The sequence below is a fragment of the Pseudoxanthomonas sp. genome (genome assembly GCF_027498035.1).
Classification (GTDB): domain Bacteria; phylum Pseudomonadota; class Gammaproteobacteria; order Xanthomonadales; family Xanthomonadaceae; genus Pseudoxanthomonas_A.
This window is the reverse complement of record NZ_CP114978.1, coordinates 857,867-880,119: the sequence shown is the minus strand read 5'-3', so window position 1 is coordinate 880,119 and position 22,253 is coordinate 857,867. Positions and strand designations below refer to the sequence as shown.

The window sequence follows — 22,253 nt, the reverse complement described above, 5'->3', positions numbered from 1 at the left end:
TCATTGATTTGGTGATGTAGTTGCCTACAACACCACCCCTGACCAGCCGCCATGTCGATATTCCTCCCGATCCGTTCTTCCGTCCGACTGGGGGCCGTGGCCCTGGTCCTGGCCTCGCTGGTGGCCCTGCCAGGCTGCAACAAAGCCGATGGCGCCGATCCCAAGAGCGCGGAAGAAAAGAAGGACAAGCCCGCCGACGCGGTGCCAGTCGAGGCGGTCAAGGCCAGCCATCGCGCGGTGGCGGCCAGCTATTCGGGGACGACGACACTCGAACCACGGGCCGAGTCGCAGGTAATCGCCAAGACCTCCGGCGTCGCGCTGGCGGTGCTGGTCGAAGAAGGCCAACAGGTCCGCGCCGGGCAGGCGCTGATCCGCCTGGATGCCGATCGCGCGCAGCTGGCCGTGGCCCAGACCGACGCCCAGGTGCGCAAGCTGGAAAACAGCTACCAGCGCGCCCTGAAGCTGGTCGACCAGCAGATGATCAGCGCCAACGACGTCGACCAGCTGCGCTACGACCTGGAAGATATGCGCGCACAGAATCGCCTGGCCCGCCTGGAGCTGTCCTACACCACGGTGGTGGCGCCGATTTCCGGGGTGGTCGCGTCGCGGTCGATCAAGCCGGGCAATTTCGTCCAGATCAACACACCGGTGATCCGCATCGTCGATCGCTCGCGCCTGGAGGCCACGCTCAACGTGCCCGAGCGCGAACTGGCGACGCTGCGTGCCGGCCAGCCCGTGTCGCTGCTGGCCGACGCGCTGCCGGGCAAGGCCTTCACCGGCAAGGTGGATCGCGTGGCGCCGGTGGTGGATGCCGGCAGCGGCACCTTCCGCGTGGTCTGCGCCTTTGACGGCGAAGGCGACACGCAGCTGCAGGCCGGTATGTTCGGACGCCTGCGGATCGAATACGACCATCGCGCCGATGCGCTGGTGATCCCGCGTGCGGCGCTGCTGGACGACGGCGATCCGGCCGTGTATCTGGTCCGCGCCGGCAAGGCCGTGCGCACGCCGGTGCAGCCGGGTTATGTCGATGGGTCATGGGTGGAAATCCGCAAGGGCCTGAAGGCTGGCGATGCAGTCGTGACCGCCGGCAAGGTGGCCTTGCGCGATGGCAGTGCGGTCACCGTGATCGACGCGCCACCAGCGCCTTCCGGGCAGAGCGTGGCGTTGGCCACGCCGCAGCGCTGAGGGCCGACCCATGCATCCGGGGAATGGGGAAACACACGAAGATGCCGGTGGCGGCATCGTCGCCCTGGCGGTGCGCCGCCGGGTGACCGTGGCGATGGTGACGGTGACGTTGCTGCTGTTCGGTTTCATCGCGCTGGGCAGCCTCAAGGTCAACCTGCTGCCTGACCTGAGCTATCCGACGCTGACCGTGCGCACCGAATACACCGGCGCGGCGCCGGCGGAAATCGAGACGCTGCTGTCCGAGCCGGTGGAAGAGTCGGTGGGCGTGGTCAAGAACCTGCGCCGGCTGACGTCCGTTTCGCGCACCGGCCAGAGCGATGTGGTGCTGCAGTTCGCCTGGGGCACCAACATGGACCAGGCCGGGCTGGAGGTGCGCGACAAACTCGAAGCCCTGCAGCTGCCGCTGGAAGCCAGTGCGCCGGTGCTGCTGCGCTTCGATCCCTCGACCGAACCGATCATCCGCCTGGCCCTGTCGGCCAAGGTGCCGGCCGACGATGCGGTGGGCGCCCAGCGTCAGCTGACTTCGCTGCGCCGTTACGCCGATGAAGACCTGAAGAAGAAGCTCGAGCCGGTCGAAGGCGTCGCCGCGGTCAAGGTCGGCGGTGGTCTGGAAGACGAGGTGCAGGTCGACATCGACCAGCAGAAACTCGCCCAGCTACACATGCCACTGTCGACCGTGATCGATCGTTTGAAGGCCGAGAACGTCAACCTGTCCGGCGGTCGCCTGGAGCAGGGTACGCAGCGTTACCTGGTGCGCACGGTCAACCAGTTCGGTGACGTGGACGACATCGGCAACCTGCTGCTGACCACACGCAATGCCGGTGACAGCGCTGCGGCCAATGCGGCGGCACAGCTGGCGGCGATTGCGGCGTCCAGTGGTTCGGCTGAAGTGCTCGCGGCGTCTGCATCGGTGCAGAGCGCATCGTCGTCGGACACCACCAGCATCGCGGGCGGCATGCCGGTGCGGTTGCGGGATGTGGCCAGCGTGCGCCAGGGCTACAAGGAGCGCGAAGCAGTGATCCGCCTGGCTGGTCGCGAAGCGGTCGAACTTGCGATCTACAAGGAAGGCGACGCGAACACCGTGGCCACCGCCAAGGCGCTGTCGCAGCGGTTGGAGCGCATCCGCGGACAGCTGCCAGCGGATATGTCGCTGGACACGCTGGATGACCAGTCGCACTTCATCGAACACGCCATCAGCGAGGTCAAGCGCGATGCGGTGATCGGCGGCTTGCTGGCGATCCTGGTGATCTTCCTGTTCCTGCGCGATGGCTGGAGCACCTTCGTGATCGGCCTGTCGCTGCCCGTGTCGATCGTGGCGACGTTCTTCTTCATGGATCGGCTGGGCCTGAGCCTCAACGTGATGTCGTTGGGCGGCCTGGCGCTGGCCACCGGCCTGGTCGTGGATGACTCCATCGTGGTGCTGGAAAGCATCGCCAAGGCGCGCGAACGGGGCTTAAGCATCGTCCAGGCCGCCATCGCCGGTACGCGCGAGGTCAGCATGGCGGTGGTGGCATCGACGCTGACCACCATTGCGGTGTTCCTGCCGCTGGTGTTCGTCGAAGGCATCGCCGGGCAGCTGTTCCGCGACCAGGCGTTGACCGTGGCGATTGCCATCGCGATCTCGCTGGTGGTGGCGATGACCCTGATCCCGATGCTCAGTTCACTGCGCGGGCAGGCGCCGCTGGGCTTTGCGCCCGAAGCGCCACATCCGCAATGGAAACCGCAGGCGCGCTGGCAGAAACCGCTGGCCCTGGGTGGGCGCGGCATCGGTGCCGGGGTGCGCGGCCTGGTGTTCGGCATCGCCTGGCTGGTCGTGCGGTTGGCGCGCGGCGTGGCGGCCGTCGTTGGTCCGGTCATGCGTCGCCTGAGCGACTGGGCGATGAAGCCGTATGCCTGGATCGAACGCGGCTACCTGCGCATGTTGCCGGCGGCGCTGGCGCATCCGGGGCGCGTGCTGGGACTGGCGGCGCTGGCGCTGATCGGAACTGCGGCGCTGGTACCGGGCCTGGGGACCGATCTGATTCCGCAACTGGCGCAGGACCGTTTCGAGATGACGGTGAAACTGCCGCCCGGCACGCCGCTGCGCGATACCGATGCGGTGCTGCGCACGCTGCAGGAAAAGCACGTCAAGGACGATGGCATTTTCGCGATCTTCGGCGTCAGCGGCAGCGGAACGCGGCTGGATGCCAACCCGACCGAAAGCGGCGAGAACATCGGCAAGCTGACCGTGGTCATGGCCAACGGCGGCAGCCCGCAGGTCGAAGCGCGCGAGTCGGCCCTGCTGCGTGCATCGATGAAGGCCTGGCCGGGCGCGCAGGTCGACTTCGCGCGGCCGGCGTTGTTCAGCCTGTCCACGCCGCTGGAAGTCGAGTTGCGCGGCCAGGACCTGGTCACGCTGGAGCAGGCCGGCCAGCGTCTGACCCAGCTGTTGCGCGGCAACGCGCACTACACCGACGTGCATTCGACGGTGGAGCAGGGCTTTCCCGAAATCCAGATCCGCTTCGACCAGGAACGCGCGGGCGCGCTCGGCCTGACCACGCGCCAGGTGGCCGATGCAGTGGTGCAGAAGGTGCGCGGCGAGGTGGCCACGCGCTACAGCTTCCGTGATCGCAAGATCGATGTTCTGGTGCGGGCGCAGGCCGCCGACCGCGCATCGGTGGAAGACGTGCGCCGGCTGATCGTCAATCCGTCCAGCAGCCGTCCGGTGACGCTGGATGCGGTCGCCGATGTGGTCGCCACCACCGGTCCCAGCGAGATCCATCGTGCCGACCAGGGCCGCGTGGCGTTGGTCTCGGCCGGCCTGCAGGGCATCGACCTGGGCGGTGCCGTGCGCGAGGTGCAGGCATTGGCCGCCGAGCATCCGCTGGGTGCCGGCGTGTCGATGCATATCGGCGGGCAGGGCGAGGAACTCGCGGATTCGGTCCGCTCGCTGCTGTTCGCGTTCGGCCTGGCGGTGTTCCTGGTGTACCTGGTGATGGCCTCGCAGTTCGAGTCGCTGCTACATCCGTTCGTCATCCTGTTCACCATTCCATTGGCATTGGTGGGCGCGGTGCTGGCGCTGAAACTGAGTGGTTCGCCGGTGTCGGTGGTGGTGTTCATCGGCCTGATCCTGCTGGTCGGCCTGGTGACCAAGAACGCGATCATCCTGATCGACTCGGTCAACCAGCTGCGCGCAGCCGGCATGGCCAAGGCGCAGGCCTTGGTGGAAGGCGCACGTTCGCGCCTGCGGCCGATCGTGATGACCACGCTGTGCACCCTGCTGGGCTTCCTGCCGCTGGCCTTGGCGTCGGGCGAAGGTGCGGAAGTGCGCGCGCCCATGGCGATCACCGTGATCGGTGGCCTGCTGGTCTCCACGCTACTGACCTTGCTGGTGATCCCGGTGGTGTATGACCTGCTGGATCGCCGCGAGCTGGCGCGTGCGCCAAAACCCGCGCCGGACAACGATGACGACGGCATGGCGCAGGGAGCCGCTGCATGAGCATCGCCGCGCTCAGCATCCGTCGGCCGGTGACGACGGTCATGTGTTTCATCTCACTGTTGGTGATCGGTGCGATCGCGGCGGTGCGCCTGCCGCTGGAAGCCTTCCCCGACATCTCCGCGCCGTTCCTGTTCGTGCAGCTGCCGTATCCGGGCTCCACCCCGGAAGAGGTCGAGCGCAACATCCTGCGTCCGGCCGAAGAGGCGCTAGCGATCATGCCGGGGATCAAGCGTCTGCGCGGCACCGCGACGGCGGACTCGGCCAGCATCTTCATCGAGTTCAGCGACTGGGACCGCGACATTGCCATCGCCGCATCCGATGCACGCGAGCGCATCGATGCGATCCGCAGCGACCTGCCGGACGACCTGAAACGCTACTCGGTGTTCAAGTGGTCCAGCAGTGACCAGGCGATCCTGCGCGTGCGCCTGGCCGGCGACCGCGACATGACCACCTCCTACGACATGATTGAACGCGAGTTCAAGCGGCGACTGGAGCGCATCCCCGGCGTGGCCCGCGTGGAAGTCTCCGGCGCGGCGCCGAACGAAGTGGAAGTGGCCATCGCACCGGATCGCCTGACCGCGCACGGGCTCAACCTCAACGACCTGACCACGCGCCTGCAGGCGGCCAACTTTTCCATCTCGGCCGGGCAGATCGACGACCACGGCCAGCGCCTGCGCGTCCAGCCGATGGGCGAGGTTGCCGACCTGCAGCAGCTGCGCGAGCTGGTGATCGCCGACAGCGGCCTGCGCCTGGGCGACATCGCCAACGTGCAGCTCAAGCCCTCGCGCATGGATTACGGCCGCCGCCTGGATGGCAAGCCGGCGGTGGGCATGGACATCTTCAAGGAACGCAGCGCCAACCTGGTCCAGGTCTCGCGCGATGCGCTGGCTGAGGTCGAAGCCATTCGCGCCCAGCCAGAGCTGCGCGACGTGCAGGTCAAGGTGATGGAGAACCAGGGCAAGAACGTGACTTCGTCCTTGCTGGAACTGGCTGAAGCCGGCGGCATCGGCCTGCTGCTGTCGATCGCAGTGCTGTTCTTCTTCCTGCGCCATTGGCCCTCGACGCTGATGGTGACCCTGGCGATCCCGATCTGCTTCGTGATGACGCTGGGCTTCATGTATTTCGCCGGGGTCACGCTCAACATCCTGACCATGATGGGCCTGCTGCTGGCCGTGGGCATGCTGGTGGACAATGCCGTGGTGGTGGTGGAGAGCATTTTCCAGGAGCGCGAGAAGATGCCCGGCGAGCCGGTCAAGGCCGCGCTGCTGGGCACCCGGCACGTGGCCATCGCGCTGTCGGCCGGCACGCTGTGCCATTGCATCGTGTTCGTGCCCAACCTATTCGGCGAGACCAACGAGATCAGCATCTTCATGGCGCAGATCGCGGTGACGATTTCGGTCTCGTTGCTGGCCTCGTGGCTGGTGGCGATCAGCCTGATCCCAATGCTGTCGGCGCGTATGAAGACCCCGCCGCAGCTGCGCTCCGAACGCGGGCTGATTCCGTGGATGCAGCGCCGTTACGCGCGCCTGCTGCGCTGGACGCTGGAGCACCGCGGCTGGAGCGTGCTGGGCATCGTGCTGATCGTGGCGGCCAGCATCGTGCCGATGAAGCTGACCGAGATGGATATGTTCGGCGGCGGCTCGGCCGGCGAGACGCGCGTCCAGTATCAGTTCCATGGGTCCTATACGCGTGACCAGATGTCGGCCGAAGTGGGCCGCGTGGAGCAGTCGCTGGAGCGCCAGCGCAAGGCATTGGGCATCACCCAGATCTATTCCTGGTTCAGCGAATCCGAAGGGGCCTCAACCATGGTGACCTTCGACACGATGGACCCGGACGAAACCAAGCGTCGCATCGAGGCGTTGCGCAAGGACATGCCCAAATCCGCCCGTGCCGACATCGTGCTGGGGAGCGGCAATGGCAACAACGGCGGCAACAAGGACGGCGTGCAGGTGCAGCTGACCGGTGATTCGACGGCGGTGCTGCAGGAGATCGCCCGCGACGTGCTGCCGGCGCTGGCCAGCCGCCCTGAGCTGCGGGATGTGCGCGTCGATGCCGGTGACCAGAGCAGCGAGCTGAAAGTGCGCGTGGACCGCGAGCGCGCGGCGGCGTTCGGCTTCTCCGCGCAGGACGTGGCGACGTTCGTCAACATCGCCTTGCGTGGTGGCCAGCTGCGCGAGCTGCGCCGCGGCGACACCGAAGTCCCGGTGACCCTGCGCTTCGCCGGTGCCGAGCAGTACGCCATCGCCGACCTGGAGCAGTTCAGCGTGCGGGCCAAGGACGGGCACAGCGTGCCGCTGATGTCGATGGTCAGCGTGGACGTGGCGCCTTCTGCCACGCAGATTTCCCGGACCAATCGACAGACCACGTTGGCCATCACTGCCAACCTGGCCGAGAAGGTCACTGCGCCCAAGGGCCGCGAGGCGATGGAAGCGACCTTGAAGGCGATGGCGTTCCCGCCGGGTTACCACTACACCTTTGATGGTGGCGATTACCAGGACGATGGCGAGGCGATGAAGCAGATGCTGTTCAACATGGTGATCGCGCTGCTGATGATCTACCTGGTGATGGCGGCCGTGTTCGAATCGCTGCTGTTCCCGGCGGCGATCATGTCCGGCGTGGTGTTCTCGATCTTCGGCGTGTTCTGGTTGTTCTGGATCACCGGCACGGCATTCGGCGTGATGTCCTTCATCGGCATCCTAGTGCTGATGGGCGTGGTGGTGAACAACGGCATCGTGATGATCGAACACATCAACACCTTGCGCCGGGGCGGCCGCACACGTACCGAAGCGCTGGTGGAAGGCAGTCGCGAGCGCCTGCGCCCGATCATGATGACCATGGGCACGGCGATCCTGGCGATGGTGCCCATCGCCATGGGCGGTACCCAGATGGGAGGCGACGGCCCGCCGTACTTCCCGATGGCGCGTGCGATCGCCGGTGGGTTGGCGTTCTCGACCGTGGTCAGCCTGCTGTTCCTGCCGACCATCTACGCGATCCTGGACGACCTGAGTGCCGGCATGGCGCGGCTGGTGCGGCGCGCGCGTGGCCTGGCTCAGGATCCGTTGCTGACCGACGCCGTCTGAAGCGCGGGGCTTGGCTGCGTAGCCGCGCCTGAGGGACTTCCTACAATGCCGATCCCGGATGTGCTTTGCTTATCCGGGCTAAGTTCTGGACGGTGTTTGGCTGCAGATGCTCAGTGCAGCAGCTTGCCGGCAATCAGCGCGCCGGTGATCCAGAAGCCGATCATGCTGCCCAGGTTGGTCAGCAGGAAGGTCAGCACCACGCGGCACACGCGGTTGCGGTACCAGCCCTTGAGCGTCTGCGCATCGTCGCGCAGGGCCAGGAAGTCCCCGTACGCGGGCTTACGCAGATGGACTTCCACCAACGCGCTGAACGCACCAGCCGGCAGGCCCGGACGGAAGGGCTTGAGCGGGGCGGCGATGATCGCCGCGAGGATGCTCAGCGGATGGCCCGCGGCAAGCAGGCAACCCAGGCCGGCCAGGCCGCCGGTCAATGCCAGCCATTGCAGCAGCAGCGTGCTGCCCATCTTCATGCCGCCGCTGTAGAAGCCCCAGGCAATCCCGCCGAGCACCAGCAGGCTGAGCAGCATCATGATCCAGGGCAGCTTGCGCTTGGTTTCGACGTATTCCAGTTCCGCGCGCACGGTGGCCGGATCGTCGTTGTCTTCGGCCAGGTGTTTTGCCAGGCCCTGCAGATGGCCGGCGCCGACCACGGCAAGTACTTCGCGCGCATCGCCAGCGGTCTGGCGCAGGCTGGCGGCCATGTAGCGGTCGCGTTCGGCGATCACCGCTTCGAACAACGCCGGGCTTTCCTTGGCGAATTCACCGAAGCTGGCTTCCAGCATGTCGCCCTGCTTGAGCTGCTCGATCTCCGCTTCGCCGACTTCTTCCGAAGCAAACAGGCCACCCAGCAGGCCGGTGCCGAGCTTGAGCTTGCCGAAGAAGCCCAGTTTGGCCGATGCGCGCTTGAAGGTCAGGCCGACTTCGCGGTCGATCAGGTGCACGGCCATGCCGTGTTCCTGCGCCGCGGTGACTGCGCGCTTGAGTTCGGCGCCGGGCTCGATGCCGAGTTGTTCGGCCAGGCGGCGCTGATAGGCCGCCAGCGCCAGGTTGGCGGCGAACAGGGCCACGCGACCCTTGCGGATTACCTGCACAAGGTCCAGCTTGGCCATCGCGTCGGGATCGCTCAACGCCTGCAGGCGCTGGGTGTCCAGTTCCACTGCGACCGCATCGTAGGGATGCGAATCGATGGCCTGCTGCACGGCTTCGACGCTGGCCTTGGAGACGTGCGCGGTTCCGAGCAGGGTGTAGCGCACGCCGTCGCGTTCGACCACCCGCATCGGCTGTTCGACGACGTCGTCGAGGACTGCTGCAGATGCCGACGCGGCGGGCAGGGCGGGGGAATCGGGGGTGGTCATCAGTTCAACTCATCAAGGGGATCGCACGCGTCGCCGTCACCCAGCGCACGCTGCATCTGTACGGTATCGAGCCAGCGGCCGTGTTTGCGGCCGATGCCCTGGAACACGGCCACAGTGCGGAAGCCCAGGCGTTCGTGCAAGCGCACCGAGCCGGCGTTGGCCGCTTCGCCCACCACTGCAATCATCTGGCGGAAGCCGCGTGCCGTGCAGTCGTCGATCAAAGCCTGCAGCAGCGCGGCGCCAATGCCACGCCCCTGGTGGGCGGCATCCACGTACACTGTGTTTTCCACGGTGAAGCGATAGGCGTGGCGCGCGCGATAGCTGGTCGCATAGGCGTAGCCGGCGAGTTGCCCATCGTCTTCGGCGACCAGATAGGGATAGCCTTGGGCGACGATGGCTTCCATGCGTCGCTGCATTTCCGCCACATCAGGGCGATTGATTTCGTAGGTCGCCACACCGCTGTCCACCTGCACGCCGTAAATGGCGGTGATGGCGGCCATGTCCGCGGCACGGACAGGCCGAATGGTTGGCGTGGCGACGTTCATGCAGGCTGCGCGCGCAGCCCAGTCAATCAATGTAGCGCTTGGTCAGGTCGCCGTACGCATCGATGCGGCGATCGCGCAGGAACGGCCAGATGCGGCGCACGTGCTCGCTGCGCTGCAGGTCGACTTCCACGCTCAGGATTTCCGGCGCTGTGCCGGCTTCGGCCAGGAATTCGCCCTGTGGGCCCAGCACGTGGCTGTTGCCCCAGAAATCGATGCCCGAGGCGCCGACTGGCGATGCTTCATGGCCGACGCGGTTGCAGCTCAGCACTGGCAGGCCATTGGCGACGGCATGGCCGCGATGGCTCAGCACCCAGGCGTCACGCTGGCGGGTCTTCTCGTCCTGCGCATCGTCCGGGTCCCAGCCGATCGCGGTCGGGTAGAGCAGCAGGTCCGCACCGGCCAGCGCCATCAGGCGTGCGCCTTCCGGGTACCACTGGTCCCAGCACACCAGCACGCCCAGGCGGCCGACCGAGGTGTCGATCGGCTTGAAGCCGATGTCGCCCGGGGTGAAGTAGAACTTCTCATAGAAGCCTGGGTCGTCCGGGATGTGCATCTTGCGGTACTTGCCGGCGATGCTGCCGTCGGCCTCATAGACCACGGCGGTGTTGTGATACAGGCCGGCGGCGCGACGCTCGAACAGCGAGCTCACCAGCACCACCTTGTGCTGCCTGGCAAGGGCAGCCAGGCGCTGCGTGCTGGGGCCGGGAATCGGTTCGGCCAGGTCGAATTCGTTCACCGATTCGTGCTGGCAGAAGTACGCGCCGTTGTGCAGTTCCTGCAGCAGCACCAGTTTGGCGCCGCGTTTGGCCGCTTCAGCCACGCGTTGCTCGATGACCGTCAGGTTGGCATCGGCATCGCCGTGGTTCTTTTCCTGGATCAGGGCAACGGGCAAGCGGTCACGGGTCATGGCGTTCAGCAGTACGGCAGGGGAATGGGGATGGTAACGCGGGTGGTACAGAGGCCTTGGCGGGCGCCAGGCCTGCATCGCCCGGATTGGAGCGATGCAGGGGCGCGGAAGTTCACTGCGCCAGCAGGCCTTCGGGTAGCTGCATGGTCACGCAGTGCAGGCTGCCGTTCTGCCAGATCAGCGCGCGGCAGGGAATCTGCACGATCTCGCGGCCCGGATACGCCTTGGCCAGCACGTCGGCGGCCGGGCCATCGGCCGGATCGCCATAGGCCGGCATCAGCACTGCGCCGTTGAGGATCAGGTAATTGGCGTAGCTGGCGGCCAGGCGGCGGCCGTCATCCAGCACCGGCTGTGCCCACGGCAGCGGATACAGCGTGTAGCGCTGGCCATCGGTGGTGCGCAGCGCGGCAAGCTCATCGCCCATGGCGGTGAGTTCGGCATGGTGCACGTCCGACACGTCGTCGCAGGCCTGGTAGACGATCGCGTTGTCCGGCGCGAAACGGGCCAGGGTGTCGATATGCGCGTCGGTGTCGTCGCCTTCCAGATAGCCGTGGTCCAGCCACAGCACACGGTCCTGCTGCAGGGTCGACTGCAGGGTCGCGGTGATCTGTTCGCGGGTCGCATCCGGGTGGCGCTCATGCAGGCAGCGCCAGGTGGTCAGCAGGGTGCCTTCGCCGTCGGTTTCGATGCCGCCGCCTTCCAGTGCGAAATCCACGCTTTGCACATAGGCATCGCGGAACACGCCCGCACCGGTCAGTGCACCGACCAGCAGGTCGTCCAGCGAGGCCTCGTACTTGCCGCCCCAGCCGGTGAAACGGAAGTCCATCAGCTTGAAGCCATCCTTGCCGCGCAGGCTGATCGGGCCGGAATCGCGCAACCAGGTGTCGTTGTACGGGGCTTCGATGAACTGCACGCGGCCCATGTCCACGCGGGCCGAGCGCAGACGTGCTTCTGCGTAGATCTGCAGGTCGCCATCGGCCACGCAGATCACCACCGGCTGGAAGCGGGTAATCCCGGCGACCAGCGCGATATAGGTCTCTTCGACCGATTCCAGGCGCGGTGCCCAATCGGTGCCAGCGTGCGGCCACGCGATCAGGATCGCGGACTGGGGCTCCCACTCCGCGGGGAAACGGACATCGGTCATCGGAACTCCATAGGCTGGGCCGGGACAGGGCACCGGCTCACATTTCAAAGGATGCGCTGCGTCGTCTTGATGACGGGGCAGGCAGGCGGCGCCTTGCCTTGGGCAGTCGCGCCGCGGGGTTTCAGCGGATGGGCGGTTTGGGGCCGATCTCGTCGGCGCTGGCCTTGTTGGTCACCACGTCGATCACCTTGTTCTTTTCGAAGTACACGGTGAACTGCGGGTAGACCCAGCGGTTGATCGTCGGCCACTGGCGCTTCTGCCCACCACGAGGATCCATGCGCTGCTGCGGGGCGCCGAACTTGGCTTCCACCTGTGAAGTGGTCAGGCCGCGGACGGGCAGGTTCGACGCCGGGTCGCGTGCGCGGTCGACCAGCAGGGTTTCCGACCATGCCTGTGCGCTCAGACTGGTCAGGGCGATCAGAGACAGCACGTACAGGTGACGCTTCATGGCAGGGCTCCCCGGTTGAGGCGATCTTTATAGCAGAGGAAAAGCCGGCGACAAAAAATCATCTGGAGCGACTTTTGACACACGTCGGCGTCGGCCCGATGGCCGTGCCGTCATGGCTGGCAACAACAAAAAACCGCCCGGAAGGGCGGTTTTTCGGTACCGCGCAGGCGCCAGGATTCAGCGCTGGCGAGCCTTGAAGCGCGGGTTGGACTTGCAGATCACGAAGACCTTGCCACGACGGCGAACCACCTTGCAGTCGCGGTGACGGTTCTTCGCTGACTTCAGGGAGGACAGGACCTTCATGATGTGAAACCTCGGCGAAAAAGTGAATGGAACAGCACTAAGCCGCCTATTCTAACCTGCCTTTTCCATGGGATTCAACTGCTTGGATGAATTTCCCTGGCGCGGCGGAATTTGGAGGCGGGGCGGGTGCGGGTTCGGACATAATTTCATGCTTCCACGCTGACAGGTACAAGTAATGACTTCATCGATTCCCGTGCTCACCATCGATGGCCCTTCCGGGGCGGGCAAGGGGACGGTCAGCCGCCTGGCGGCCGCGCGCCTGGGTTGGCATTACCTGGATTCGGGTGCGCTCTATCGTGCCGTGGGCGTGGCAGCCAGCTGGGCCGACCTGGACCTGTCGGACGCTGCGGCCCTGGTGCGCTGCACATTCGATACGACCGTGGCCTTCCGTGAAGAGGTCGGCGCGGACATGCGGGTGATCGTGAACGGGGTTGATGCCACGGATGAGCTGCGCCTGGAAACCACTGGCACCGTGGCCTCGGCCATTGCTGCCATTCCCGAGGTCCGGTCCGCGCTGAAGGAGCGCCAGCGGGCGTTTCGGGCCGCTCCAGGCCTGGTTGCGGATGGTCGCGACATGGGGACGGTCATCTTTCCGGATGCCCCGTTCAAGGTCTTTCTGACGGCCGGCGCGGAGGAGCGCGCGGAACGTCGCTATAAGCAGTTGAAAGACAAGGGGGTTTCGGTGACAATTGACGGTCTGCTGCGCGAGATCCTCGCGCGCGACGCTCGCGATGCCCAGCGCACGGTAGCGCCGCTGCGGCCGGCCGAAGACGCCGTCCTCATCGACACGACCGGACTTGGCATCGATGCCGTCGTCCAACGGGTGCTGGCTTTGGTGCCGGCGTCCGCGGCCTGAAAGGTCCTTCGCGGCAGATCCGCTCCATGCAGGCATGTCGCCTGCGTGGTTAACCAACCAACTACACACGGCAGCCGTCTTGGTGCCTTAACGGGTGGACAGGGGCAACGGCCGAAAGGCAGTCACCTGTCCGTGTGTCCAACTGAGTATTCAACAATGACCGAATCATTTGCAGAACTGTTTGAGCAGAGCCAGGCGCACCTGGCCAAGCTGAAGCCGGGCGCCATCGTCGTCGGCACCGTGGTCGAGGTGCGTAATGACGTGGTGGTGATCAACGCCGGCCTGAAGTCCGAAGGCATCGTGCCGATCGAACAGTTCCGTAACGACGCCGGCGAAATCGATGTGGGTGTGGGCGACCAGGTCAAGGTCGCGCTGGATTCCCTCGAGAACGGCTTTGGCGAAACCGTCCTGTCGCGCGAGAAGGCCAAGCGCGCCATGGTGTGGGACGAGCTGGAAGAAGCCCTGGAGAAGAACGAGACCATCACTGGCCGTATCAGTGGCAAGGTCAAGGGCGGCTTCACCGTCGACATCAAGGACGTCCGCGCGTTCCTGCCTGGTTCGCTGGTTGATGTGCGCCCCGTGCGCGATCCCGGCTACCTGGAAGGCAAGGAGCTTGAGTTCAAGCTCATCAAGCTGGACCGCAAGCGCAACAACGTCGTCGTTTCCCGCCGTGCCGTCGTCGAGTCCGAGCACTCCGAGGAGCGCGAGGCGCTGATGGACAAGCTGCAGGAAGGCGTGGTGCTGAAGGGTGTGGTCAAGAACCTCACCGACTACGGCGCATTCGTCGACCTGGGTGGCATCGACGGCCTGCTGCACATCACCGACATGGCCTGGAAACGCGTGCGCCATCCGTCCGAAGTGGTCGAAGTGGGTCAGGAGCTGGAAGTGCGCGTGCTCAAGTACGACCGCGAGCGCAACCGCGTCAGCCTGGGCCTGAAGCAGCTGGGCGAGGATCCGTGGGACAACATCGCCCGTCGTTATCCGTCCAACAGCCGCGTCTACGGCAAGGTCTCCAACGTCACCGATTACGGCGCATTCGTCGAGATCGAGCCGGGCGTCGAAGGCCTGGTGCACGTGTCCGAAATGGATTGGACCAACAAGAACGTCAACCCGTCCAAGGTTGTGCAGGTCGGTGACGAAGTCGAAGTCATGGTCCTGGACGTGGACGAGGAGCGTCGCCGCATCTCGCTGGGCATGAAGCAGGTTGCCGCCAATCCGTGGGAAACCTTCGCGGCCATTCACAAGAAGAACGACAAGGTGTCCGGCCAGATCAAGTCGATCACCGACTTCGGCATCTTCATCGGCCTGGACGGCGGCATCGATGGTTTGATCCACCTGTCGGACATCAGCTGGAACTCCACTGGCGAAGACATCGCGCGCAACTTCAAGAAGGGCGACACCCTGGAAGCAGTTGTGCTGGCGGTTGACCCGGAGCGCGAGCGCATCAGCCTGGGCGTCAAGCAGCTGGAGCAGGATCCGTTCGGCCAGTACATGGCGGCCAATCCGAAGGGCTCCAAGGTCGAAGGCGTGGTCAAGGAAGTGGACGCCAAGGGCGCAACCATCGAGCTGGCCGACGGCGTCGAGGGCTACGTGATGGCCCGCGACATCTCCTACGACCGCGTGGACGATGCCAGTCAGCACCTGAAGGTCGGCGACAAGATCGAAGCCAAGTTCATGGGCATGGACCGCAAGGGTCGCACCCTGCAGCTGTCGATCAAGGCCAAGGACGAGGCGGAAACCGCCGAAGCGCTGGCTGAGTACAACAAGACCACGGCCGAAGCTTCCACCGGTACCACCAGCCTGGGCGCGCTGCTGCGCGCACAGCTGGACGGCGGCAAGTCCGAGTAAGTAAGTCTGTCGTACGCGTGATGCCACGCCGGCCCGGTTCGTCCGGGCCGGCTGTGGTCATGTCCAACGTTCCACACAGCAGCCGATGACGAAATCCGAACTGATCGAGATCCTCACGCGCAAACAGCCGCACCTGAAGCCGGACGACGTGGACCTCGCGGTCAAGTCGCTGCTGGAGATGATGGGGGGCGCACTGACGCGTGGCGAGCGGATCGAGATCCGTGGCTTCGGCAGCTTCTCACTGCATTACCGTCCGCCGCGCATGGGCCGCAATCCGAAGACCGGTGATCCGGTTGCATTGCCTGCCAAGCACGTGCCCCATTTCAAGCCGGGCAAGGAGCTGCGCGAACGCGTCAGCACCGTGTGCCCGATCGAGGAAATCGGCAGCGAGTAAGTCGCCTGTCGCGTGTTCCTCCGCGGGCTGTCATTCGACAGTCGCGTTTTACCTTCCCCCGGGTCTACCTCAGCTAAGCTAGGCCCAATGCTCCGGAGGGATCCCATGAACATTCTTCGCCTGATCATCGCCCTGGTCTTTCTGGCCATCGGGCTCGTTGTGGGCTTTCTCAACACCGAAGACGTCCACCTCAACCTGATCTTTGCCCAGGTCAACACGATGTCGGGCGTGGCCATCATCGTGTCGCTGCTGGCCGGTGTCTGCATCGGTGCACTGATCGTGCTGGCCACCGTCGCCTGGCCGCTGTATGCGCGTCTGCGCAAGGCGGGCAAGCTGTCGGCAGCCCCTGCATCCACCACGCCGCGTGGCGTAACCGACGCCCCCCCTGGCAGTGGAGTCTGAGTCGATGGAGTTTCTCAACCAGTGGTTCTGGTTTGTCCTGTTCGTGCCTCTGGCCGCATTGATTGGCTGGGTGATCGGGCGCCGCGGCGGTCAACGGCATAACGTCTCCCAGGTCAGCCACCTGTCCAGCACCTACTTCCGTGGCTTGAACTACCTGCTCAACGAACAGCCGGACAAGGCGATTGAGCTGTTCCTGCACATCGCCGAACTGGACAAGGAAACGTTCGAAACACAGGTTGCGCTGGGGCATCTGTTCCGTCGTCGTGGCGAAGTCGACCGTGCGATCCGCCTGCACCAGGGCTTGGTCCAGCGCGGCGACCTAAGCGACCAGCAGCGCGTCCAGGCCATGTTGGCGCTGGGCGAGGACTACATGAAGTCCGGCTTGCTGGATCGCGCGGAAACGGTGTTCACCGACCTGGCGCGGATCGACGAACGCGCGCCACAGGCGCTGCGCCACTTGATCGGTATCTACCAGGCCGAGCGAGACTGGGAAAAGGCCATCGACAATGCCACTCGCTTCGAAGAAGTGACCGGCGAGCCGATGGGCAAGCTGGTTGCACAGTTCGAGTGTGAGTTGGCCGAGCGTTATCGCACCGCCCATGCCATCGACTCGGCGCGCAGTGCGCTCGCGCGCGCTTACCAGGCAGATGCCAAATCGGTGCGTGCCGGCATCCTGGAAGGGCGGCTGGAAGCGGATGTCGGCAATCCGGAAGCTGCGGTCCGTGCGTTCGAGCGCGCCGCGCGCCACGACCCGGATTATCTGCCGGAGATCCTGCCGGGCCTGCTTGCCAGCTACGAAAAGGTCGGTGATGTTTCGGGTGCTCGCACATTCCTTTCTGAGATGTGTGAGCACTACCGTGGCATCGCCCCGGTGCTGGCCCTGACCAAGTTGGTTGAAAAGCACGATGGGTTGCATGAAGCGCGGATCTATCTGGCCCGACAGCTCAAGGACCGTCCTTCAGTGCGTGGCGAAGCGGCGCTGATCGACCTCACCCTCTCCGAAGGCGCCGATTCCACTGCGACGCTGCATGACCTCAAGCACATCACCGACCAGTTGCTGGTACGCAATCCCAGCTATCGCTGCACGCGCTGCGGATTTGGTGCGCGCACCCATCATTGGCAATGCCCCAGCTGCAAGGAATGGGGCACAGTGAAACCCTTGCTGAATTACGCCGTCGTCTGATGCCGGGTTTGGTGCCGTGGCTATTGCTGCATCTGCTTGCTGCTGCGGCCTTGACATGGATGACGCGGCGTTACGCCCTGCATCGCGGTCTGCTCGATAGCCCCGGGGCACGGCGGAGCCATGCACTTCCGACACCGCGCGGTGGTGGGATTGCGATCGTGATTCCAGTGCTGGCGGCTGGCGTGTGGCTGGCCCTGTATTGGCCGGCGCACCTGATGGCGATCATCCTGTTTTGTGCCGGGCTGCTCCTTGTCTCCGGAATCGGTTGGCTGGATGACCATCGCCCCTTGCCGGCCTCGCTGCGGTTCGCAGTTCATCTGCTTGCTGCTTCGCTGCTCGCGGCGGCGCTGGCGCTGGAGGCGCTTCCGTGGTGGCAGGTGGTGCTGGGATGGCTCCTGGCTGTGAGCCTGATCAACATCTGGAACTTCATGGATGGCATCAACGGACTGGCAAGCAGCCAGGCCATCATTGCGTCGGCCGGCTTTGCGCTGCTGCTTCCCGCGCCCTGGGCTTTGCTTGGATGGGCAGTATGTGCGGCGTGCCTGGGGTTTCTTCCATTCAACTTCCCCCGCGCGCGCATCTTCCTGGGTGATGTGGGAAGCGGGGCGCTCGGCTATCTTCTGGCAGCGCTTACAACCTTGAGCCTGGCCCATGCGGGGTCGCCGTTTGTCGCGTTGCTGCCACTTGTTGTTTTTTGTGTTGACGCAGGCTTCACGTTGCTTCGTCGTGTACTTCGACGCGAAGCGTGGTGGCAACCGCACACCACGCATGCCTACCAGTGCGCTGCCCGTCGCCTGGGACATAGCCGAGTCACGATCGCTTGTGCACTGTTCTCACTGATCGCTACGTTCCTCATGCTGACCACCTGGCAGGGAACCGTTCTGTCTGGTTTCGGTATCCTGGCGCTCTGTTGTTTAGCTGCTGCAGGAGCATGGGTAAAGCAGCAAGCCGGGAAGCCACCCCAAGGATGAGGACTGCCGAATGAAGTCATGGCGCACGCGCCTTGCAATCTCGCTGCCGCGAACAGCCATCATCTGCCACGATCTGGCGATGGTCTGGCTGTGCTGGCATGGCCTGCAGTGGTTGCGTTACGCGATGGTGCCCGGGGCGCCATCCCTGCCTTGGTGGTCGACAGAATCGGTCATCGTGCTGGTGGCGCAGGGCCTGGTGTTCTGGCGAGTTGGCCTGTACCGCGGGCTCTGGCGATTTGCCAGCGTGCCGGACCTGGGGAACATCTTCAAAGCCGGGCTGATCGGCCTGCTTGCCATCGCGATGGGGCTTGTCATCTACAACCGCCTCGATGCGGTGTCGCGCGCTGCGCTCGTGCTTTATCCATTCGCACTCGTCGGCCTGCTTGGCTTACCGCGCCTGTTGTATCGCGCCTGGAAGGATACCCAGACCCGTGATGTGACCGAGGTGGGCGCCAAGCGTGTCCTTGTCCTGGGTGCCGGGCGCGCCGCGGAAGCGCTACTGCGAGATCTGCGAAGCAGCGGCGCTTGGGAACCGGTGGGCATCCTCGATGATGCCGCGCGTCTTCAGGGGACCAAGCTGCGCGGTGTGCCGGTCCTGGGGCAGCTGTCGGACGCGGCAGCCATCGCACGCGAGACCGCGGCGCGGCTGATCGTCATTGCCATGCCGTCACTGGATGCGATGGCCATGCAGCGCGTGGTCTCCATTTGCGAAGGCACCGGCCTGCCGTTCCGGACCGTGCCGCGCCTGGTGGATGTCCTGGAAGGTCGCTCCATGCCCGGTGAGCTGAAGGAAGTGGCCATCGACGATCTGCTTGGCCGGAAGCCAGTGACGCCTGACTGGAAGCTGATCCGCGGCTGGCTGGGCGGGCGCACTGTCCTGGTGACTGGTGCCGGTGGATCGATTGGTTCGGAACTGTGCAGGCAATGTGCGCGCCATGGCGCGCAACGCATCGCTCTGCTTGAAATCAGCGAACTGGCGCTGATCAAGTCGCATGAAGCGTTGACGCGGGCATTCCCCGATCTGGAAATCCTGCCATTCCTCGGCAATTGTGGGGATCCGGCTGCGATCGCACATGCCTTGAAGATCGCGCGGCCCGATGCGGTCTTCCATGCGGCAGCCTACAAGCATGTGCCGTTGCTGGAAGGGCAGCTGCGCGAAGCCATTCGCAACAACGTGCTGGTGACCGAGACCATGGCGCGTGCCTGTCGCGACGCAAAGGTGGGTACCTTCGTCTTCATCTCCACCGACAAGGCGGTGGATCCGGCCAATGTGCTGGGTGCAAGCAAACGCTTGGCGGAGATGGCGTGTCAGAGCCTGGATGAGCGGGGTGGGACGCGCTTCACCACCGTGCGCTTCGGCAATGTGCTGGATTCGGCGGGGTCGGTAGTTCCCTTGTTCCGCGATCAGATCCGCAACGGTGGACCGGTGACGGTGACCCACCCGGAAGTAACGCGCTACTTCATGACCATTCCGGAGGCCTGCCAGCTGATCGTGCAGGCCGCTGCCAGTGCGGCCCATGCCTCGATCTACACACTCGACATGGGTGAGCCGATTCCAATCCGCGTACTGGCGGAGCAGATGATCCGCCTGGCCGGGAAGCAACCCGGTCGCGATATCGCCATTGCTTACACCGGCCTGCGTCCTGGCGAAAAACTGCATGAAACCCTGTTCCATGCAGAAGAACTGTATCGGCCGACGGTGCATTCCAAGATCCTGGAAGCGCGTGCTCGTGAAGTCTCCCGTGAATCCATCACGCGTGCATTGCATCAACTGCGGCAAGCTGTGGCTGATTACGACAACGATGCAATCACCCGCGTACTGCATGCGGCGATTCCGGAGTTCAGTCCGGCGCCGGAGCACGAGGCGATCAGCACTGTCGTGCCATTCCCCCCCCGAGAGGTTAGGACGCAACGATGACCCAACGTATCCGCAAGGCAGTTTTTCCCGTCGCCGGGCTAGGCACGCGCTTTTTGCCAGCCACCAAAACGGTGCCGAAGGAAATGTTGCCCATCATCGACAGGCCGTTGATCCAGTACGCGGTCGACGAAGCCGTTGAAGCAGGCTGCGATACGCTGATCTTCGTCACCAACCGCTACAAGCATGCGATTGGCGACTATTTTGACAAGGCCTACGAACTTGAGGACAAGCTTGAGGCATCCGGTAAGCTCGATTTGCTGGAAAAGGTGCGCAATCCGCTGCCCAAGGGCGTGCGTGCGATCTTTGTCACTCAGAACGAAGCACTGGGTCTTGGCCACGCAGTGCTGTGTGCCAAATCAATCGTTGGCGACGAACCGTTCGCGGTGATGCTGCCCGATGACCTGATCGTCAATCGCGCTGGTGACGGGGCACTCAAGCAGATGGCTGACGCGCATGCCGCTACGGGGGCCAGCCAGATCGCGGTGCAGGATGTCGATCCGGAAAAGACGGCTAGCTATGGCATCGTCGCCACCGAGGCGTTCGATGGCCGCAGCGGCAAGATCAATGCGATGGTCGAAAAACCCAAGCCGGCCGATGCGCCGAGCAATCTGGGGGTGGTTGGGCGCTATGTACTGGATGGCAGCATCTTCAAGCTGCTGGAAGAGACCAAGCCCGGCGCCGGAGGCGAGATCCAGCTGACCGATGCCATTGCGACGTTGCTCAAGCAGAAGCCAGTCAATGCCTATCGCTTCAAGGGCACGCGGTTCGACTGCGGTGCCCACATCGGCCTGGTCGAAGCGACGATTCATTACGCATTGCATAGCGAGAAGATTGGTGATGCAGCGGCCGAAGCCATGCGCAGCGCGCTGAAGGAACTCGGCGTTCGCGAGTCCGACTAACGTAGTCGGATTCTCCGGAACCGAAAAAGGCGGCCTGATGGCCGCCTTTTTCTTATGAGTTGCCGAGCCGGGCCGGCAACCGACGGGGCTTGAATCAGAGCGCTTCGAAGATACCAGCCGCGCCCATGCCGGTGCCGATGCACATGGTGACCATGCCGTACTTCTGCTGACGGCGACGCATGCCGTGGACGATCGTGGCAGTGCGGATCGCGCCGGTCGCGCCCAGCGGGTGGCCCAGAGCGATGGCGCCGCCCAGCGGGTTGACCTTGGAAGGATCCAGCTCACTGTCGCGGATCACCGCCAGCGACTGGGCGGCGAAGGCCTCGTTGAGCTCGATCCAATCCAGCTGGTCCTTGGTCAGGCCGGCCTGCTTGAGGGCTTTGGGGATCGCGGCAATCGGGCCGATGCCCATCACTTCCGGGCGCACGCCGGCCACCGAGAAGCTGACGAAACGGGCCAACGGGGTCAGACCGTAATCCTTGATCGCCTGTTCGGAGGCCAGCAGCACCGCGCCGGCACCGTCGCTCATCTGCGAGGAGTTGCCGGCCGTGACGCTGCCACCGAACTGCCCGTTGCGGAACACAGGGCGCAGCTTGCCGAGGCCTTCGATCGACGAATCCGGACGCGGGCCTTCGTCGTTCTCGACCAGTAGCTTGCGCAGCGCAATGGTGTTGCCGTCGGCCAGGTTGGGCTGATACGAGTGGATCTCGTAGGGCGTGATCTCGGACTTGAACTCGCCTGCCTGGATCGCGGCGATGGCTTTTTGGTGCGAGGCCAGGGCGAACGCGTCCTGGTCATCGCGGGAGACCTTCCATTCCTCGGCGACCTTCTCGGCGGTGATGCCCATGCCATAGGCAATTGCAACGTGGTCATCGCGGAACACCGACGGCGACAGCGCGACCTTGTTGCCCATCATCGGCACCATCGACATCGACTCGGTGCCGCCGGCCAGCATCAGGTCGGCATTGCCCAGGCGGATCTGGTCGGCGGCCAGCGCCACGGCCTGCAGGCCGGACGAACAGAAGCGATTGATGGTCTGCGCGGCGATCACGTCGGGCAGGCCGGCCAGCAGCACGGCGATGCGCGCCACGTTCATGCCTTGCTCGCCTTCAGGCATGGCGCAGCCGATGATGGCGTCATCGATGCGTGAGGTGTCGATGCCCGGGGCCTGGGCGACGACCGACCTCAGGACATGCGCGAGCATGTCGTCGGGACGGGTATTGCGGAACACGCCCTTGGGCGCCTTGCCGACCGGGGTACGGGTGGCGGCGACGATATAGGCTTCTTGAATCTGCTTGCTCATTTCAGTCAGTCCTGAAAGTGGTTGGCTGCCATGC

At 64.8% G+C, this 22,253-nt stretch carries 17 protein-coding genes and 1 pseudogene; 11 read left to right on the top strand and 7 right to left on the bottom strand.

The genetic code is table 11. The features are described 5' to 3' along the window. Nucleotides 1–51 precede the first annotated feature (51 nt). The 3 genes and pseudogenes from O8I58_RS03940 to O8I58_RS03930 all read left to right on the top strand — a co-directional run bounded on the left by O8I58_RS03940 (nt 52) and on the right by O8I58_RS03930 (nt 7,743). A complete protein-coding gene (locus O8I58_RS03940; RefSeq protein ID WP_298320869.1) occupies nt 52–1,185 on the top strand; it encodes an efflux RND transporter periplasmic adaptor subunit in 1,134 nt (377 codons plus the stop codon). A gap of 10 nt (nt 1,186–1,195) precedes the next feature. Beyond that, a pseudogene (locus O8I58_RS03935) lies at nt 1,196–4,591 on the top strand (efflux RND transporter permease subunit); the annotation flags it as partial. A gap of 68 nt (nt 4,592–4,659) precedes the next feature. Beyond that, the gene (locus O8I58_RS03930) at nt 4,660–7,743 is read left to right on the top strand and encodes an efflux RND transporter permease subunit (RefSeq protein ID WP_298320866.1); all 3,084 of its coding nucleotides are present in this window, start codon (nt 4,660–4,662) and stop codon (nt 7,741–7,743) included. Nucleotides 7,744–7,853: 110 nt separating this feature from the next. Here the strand turns inward: O8I58_RS03930 and O8I58_RS03925 are convergent, their stop codons facing one another. The 6 genes from O8I58_RS03925 to ykgO form a co-directional block, all read right to left on the bottom strand. Next, nucleotides 7,854–9,098, bottom strand: a complete 1,245-nt coding sequence (locus tag O8I58_RS03925; RefSeq protein WP_298320865.1) for a TraB/GumN family protein — start codon at nt 9,096–9,098, stop codon at nt 7,854–7,856. Then, nucleotides 9,098–9,598 (bottom strand): GNAT family N-acetyltransferase, encoded by a 501-nt coding sequence (locus O8I58_RS03920; RefSeq protein WP_298320864.1) that lies wholly within the window; start codon nt 9,596–9,598, stop codon nt 9,098–9,100. The genes O8I58_RS03925 and O8I58_RS03920 overlap by 1 nt, the downstream gene beginning before the upstream one ends. Before the next feature lie 67 nt (nt 9,599–9,665). Then, a complete protein-coding gene (locus tag O8I58_RS03915; protein WP_298320863.1) occupies nt 9,666–10,550 on the bottom strand; it encodes a carbon-nitrogen hydrolase in 885 nt (294 codons plus the stop codon). A gap of 112 nt (nt 10,551–10,662) precedes the next feature. Continuing rightward, nucleotides 10,663–11,694: an agmatine deiminase family protein gene (locus O8I58_RS03910; RefSeq protein WP_298320861.1), complete on the bottom strand. Its 1,032-nt coding sequence runs from the start codon at nt 11,692–11,694 to the stop codon at nt 10,663–10,665. Between the two features lie 121 nt (nt 11,695–11,815). After that, the gene (locus O8I58_RS03905) at nt 11,816–12,142 is read right to left on the bottom strand and encodes a hypothetical protein (protein ID WP_298320860.1); all 327 of its coding nucleotides are present in this window, start codon (nt 12,140–12,142) and stop codon (nt 11,816–11,818) included. Nucleotides 12,143–12,319: 177 nt separating this feature from the next. Further along, nucleotides 12,320–12,445, bottom strand: coding sequence for a type B 50S ribosomal protein L36 (gene ykgO, locus O8I58_RS03900; RefSeq protein WP_036206164.1), 126 nt, complete (start codon nt 12,443–12,445; stop codon nt 12,320–12,322). Between the two features lie 175 nt (nt 12,446–12,620). Here ykgO and cmk point away from each other — a divergent pair, with 175 nt between their 5' ends. The 8 genes from cmk (at nt 12,621) to galU (ending at nt 20,916) form a co-directional block, all read left to right on the top strand. Further along, nucleotides 12,621–13,301, top strand: a complete 681-nt coding sequence (gene cmk, locus O8I58_RS03895; protein ID WP_298320854.1) for a (d)CMP kinase — start codon at nt 12,621–12,623, stop codon at nt 13,299–13,301. A 156-nt stretch (nt 13,302–13,457) separates the two neighbouring features. Next, entirely contained in the window at nt 13,458–15,149 is a 1,692-nt protein-coding gene (rpsA, locus tag O8I58_RS03890) for a 30S ribosomal protein S1 (RefSeq protein WP_298320852.1), read from the top strand. A gap of 85 nt (nt 15,150–15,234) precedes the next feature. Continuing rightward, entirely contained in the window at nt 15,235–15,543 is a 309-nt protein-coding gene (locus O8I58_RS03885; protein ID WP_298320850.1) for an integration host factor subunit beta, read from the top strand. A gap of 105 nt (nt 15,544–15,648) precedes the next feature. Further along, the gene (locus tag O8I58_RS03880) at nt 15,649–15,945 is read left to right on the top strand and encodes a LapA family protein (protein WP_298320848.1); all 297 of its coding nucleotides are present in this window, start codon (nt 15,649–15,651) and stop codon (nt 15,943–15,945) included. A gap of 4 nt (nt 15,946–15,949) precedes the next feature. Next, the gene (lapB, locus tag O8I58_RS03875) at nt 15,950–17,128 is read left to right on the top strand and encodes a lipopolysaccharide assembly protein LapB (protein ID WP_298320846.1); all 1,179 of its coding nucleotides are present in this window, start codon (nt 15,950–15,952) and stop codon (nt 17,126–17,128) included. Continuing rightward, on the top strand, nt 17,068–18,099 hold the full coding sequence (locus O8I58_RS03870) for an MraY family glycosyltransferase (protein WP_298320845.1): 1,032 nt from the start codon (nt 17,068–17,070) through the stop codon (nt 18,097–18,099). The genes lapB and O8I58_RS03870 overlap by 61 nt, the downstream gene beginning before the upstream one ends. Before the next feature lie 10 nt (nt 18,100–18,109). Continuing rightward, nucleotides 18,110–20,017: a polysaccharide biosynthesis protein gene (locus O8I58_RS03865; RefSeq protein WP_298320844.1), complete on the top strand. Its 1,908-nt coding sequence runs from the start codon at nt 18,110–18,112 to the stop codon at nt 20,015–20,017. After that, the gene (gene galU / locus O8I58_RS03860) at nt 20,014–20,916 is read left to right on the top strand and encodes a UTP--glucose-1-phosphate uridylyltransferase GalU (RefSeq protein ID WP_298320842.1); all 903 of its coding nucleotides are present in this window, start codon (nt 20,014–20,016) and stop codon (nt 20,914–20,916) included. Before O8I58_RS03865 ends, galU begins: the two co-directional genes overlap by 4 nt. Before the next feature lie 94 nt (nt 20,917–21,010). Here the strand turns inward: galU and O8I58_RS03855 are convergent, their stop codons facing one another. Then, nucleotides 21,011–22,219, bottom strand: coding sequence for an acetyl-CoA C-acyltransferase (locus O8I58_RS03855; protein WP_298320841.1), 1,209 nt, complete (start codon nt 22,217–22,219; stop codon nt 21,011–21,013). Between the last annotated feature and the right edge of the window lie 34 nt (nt 22,220–22,253).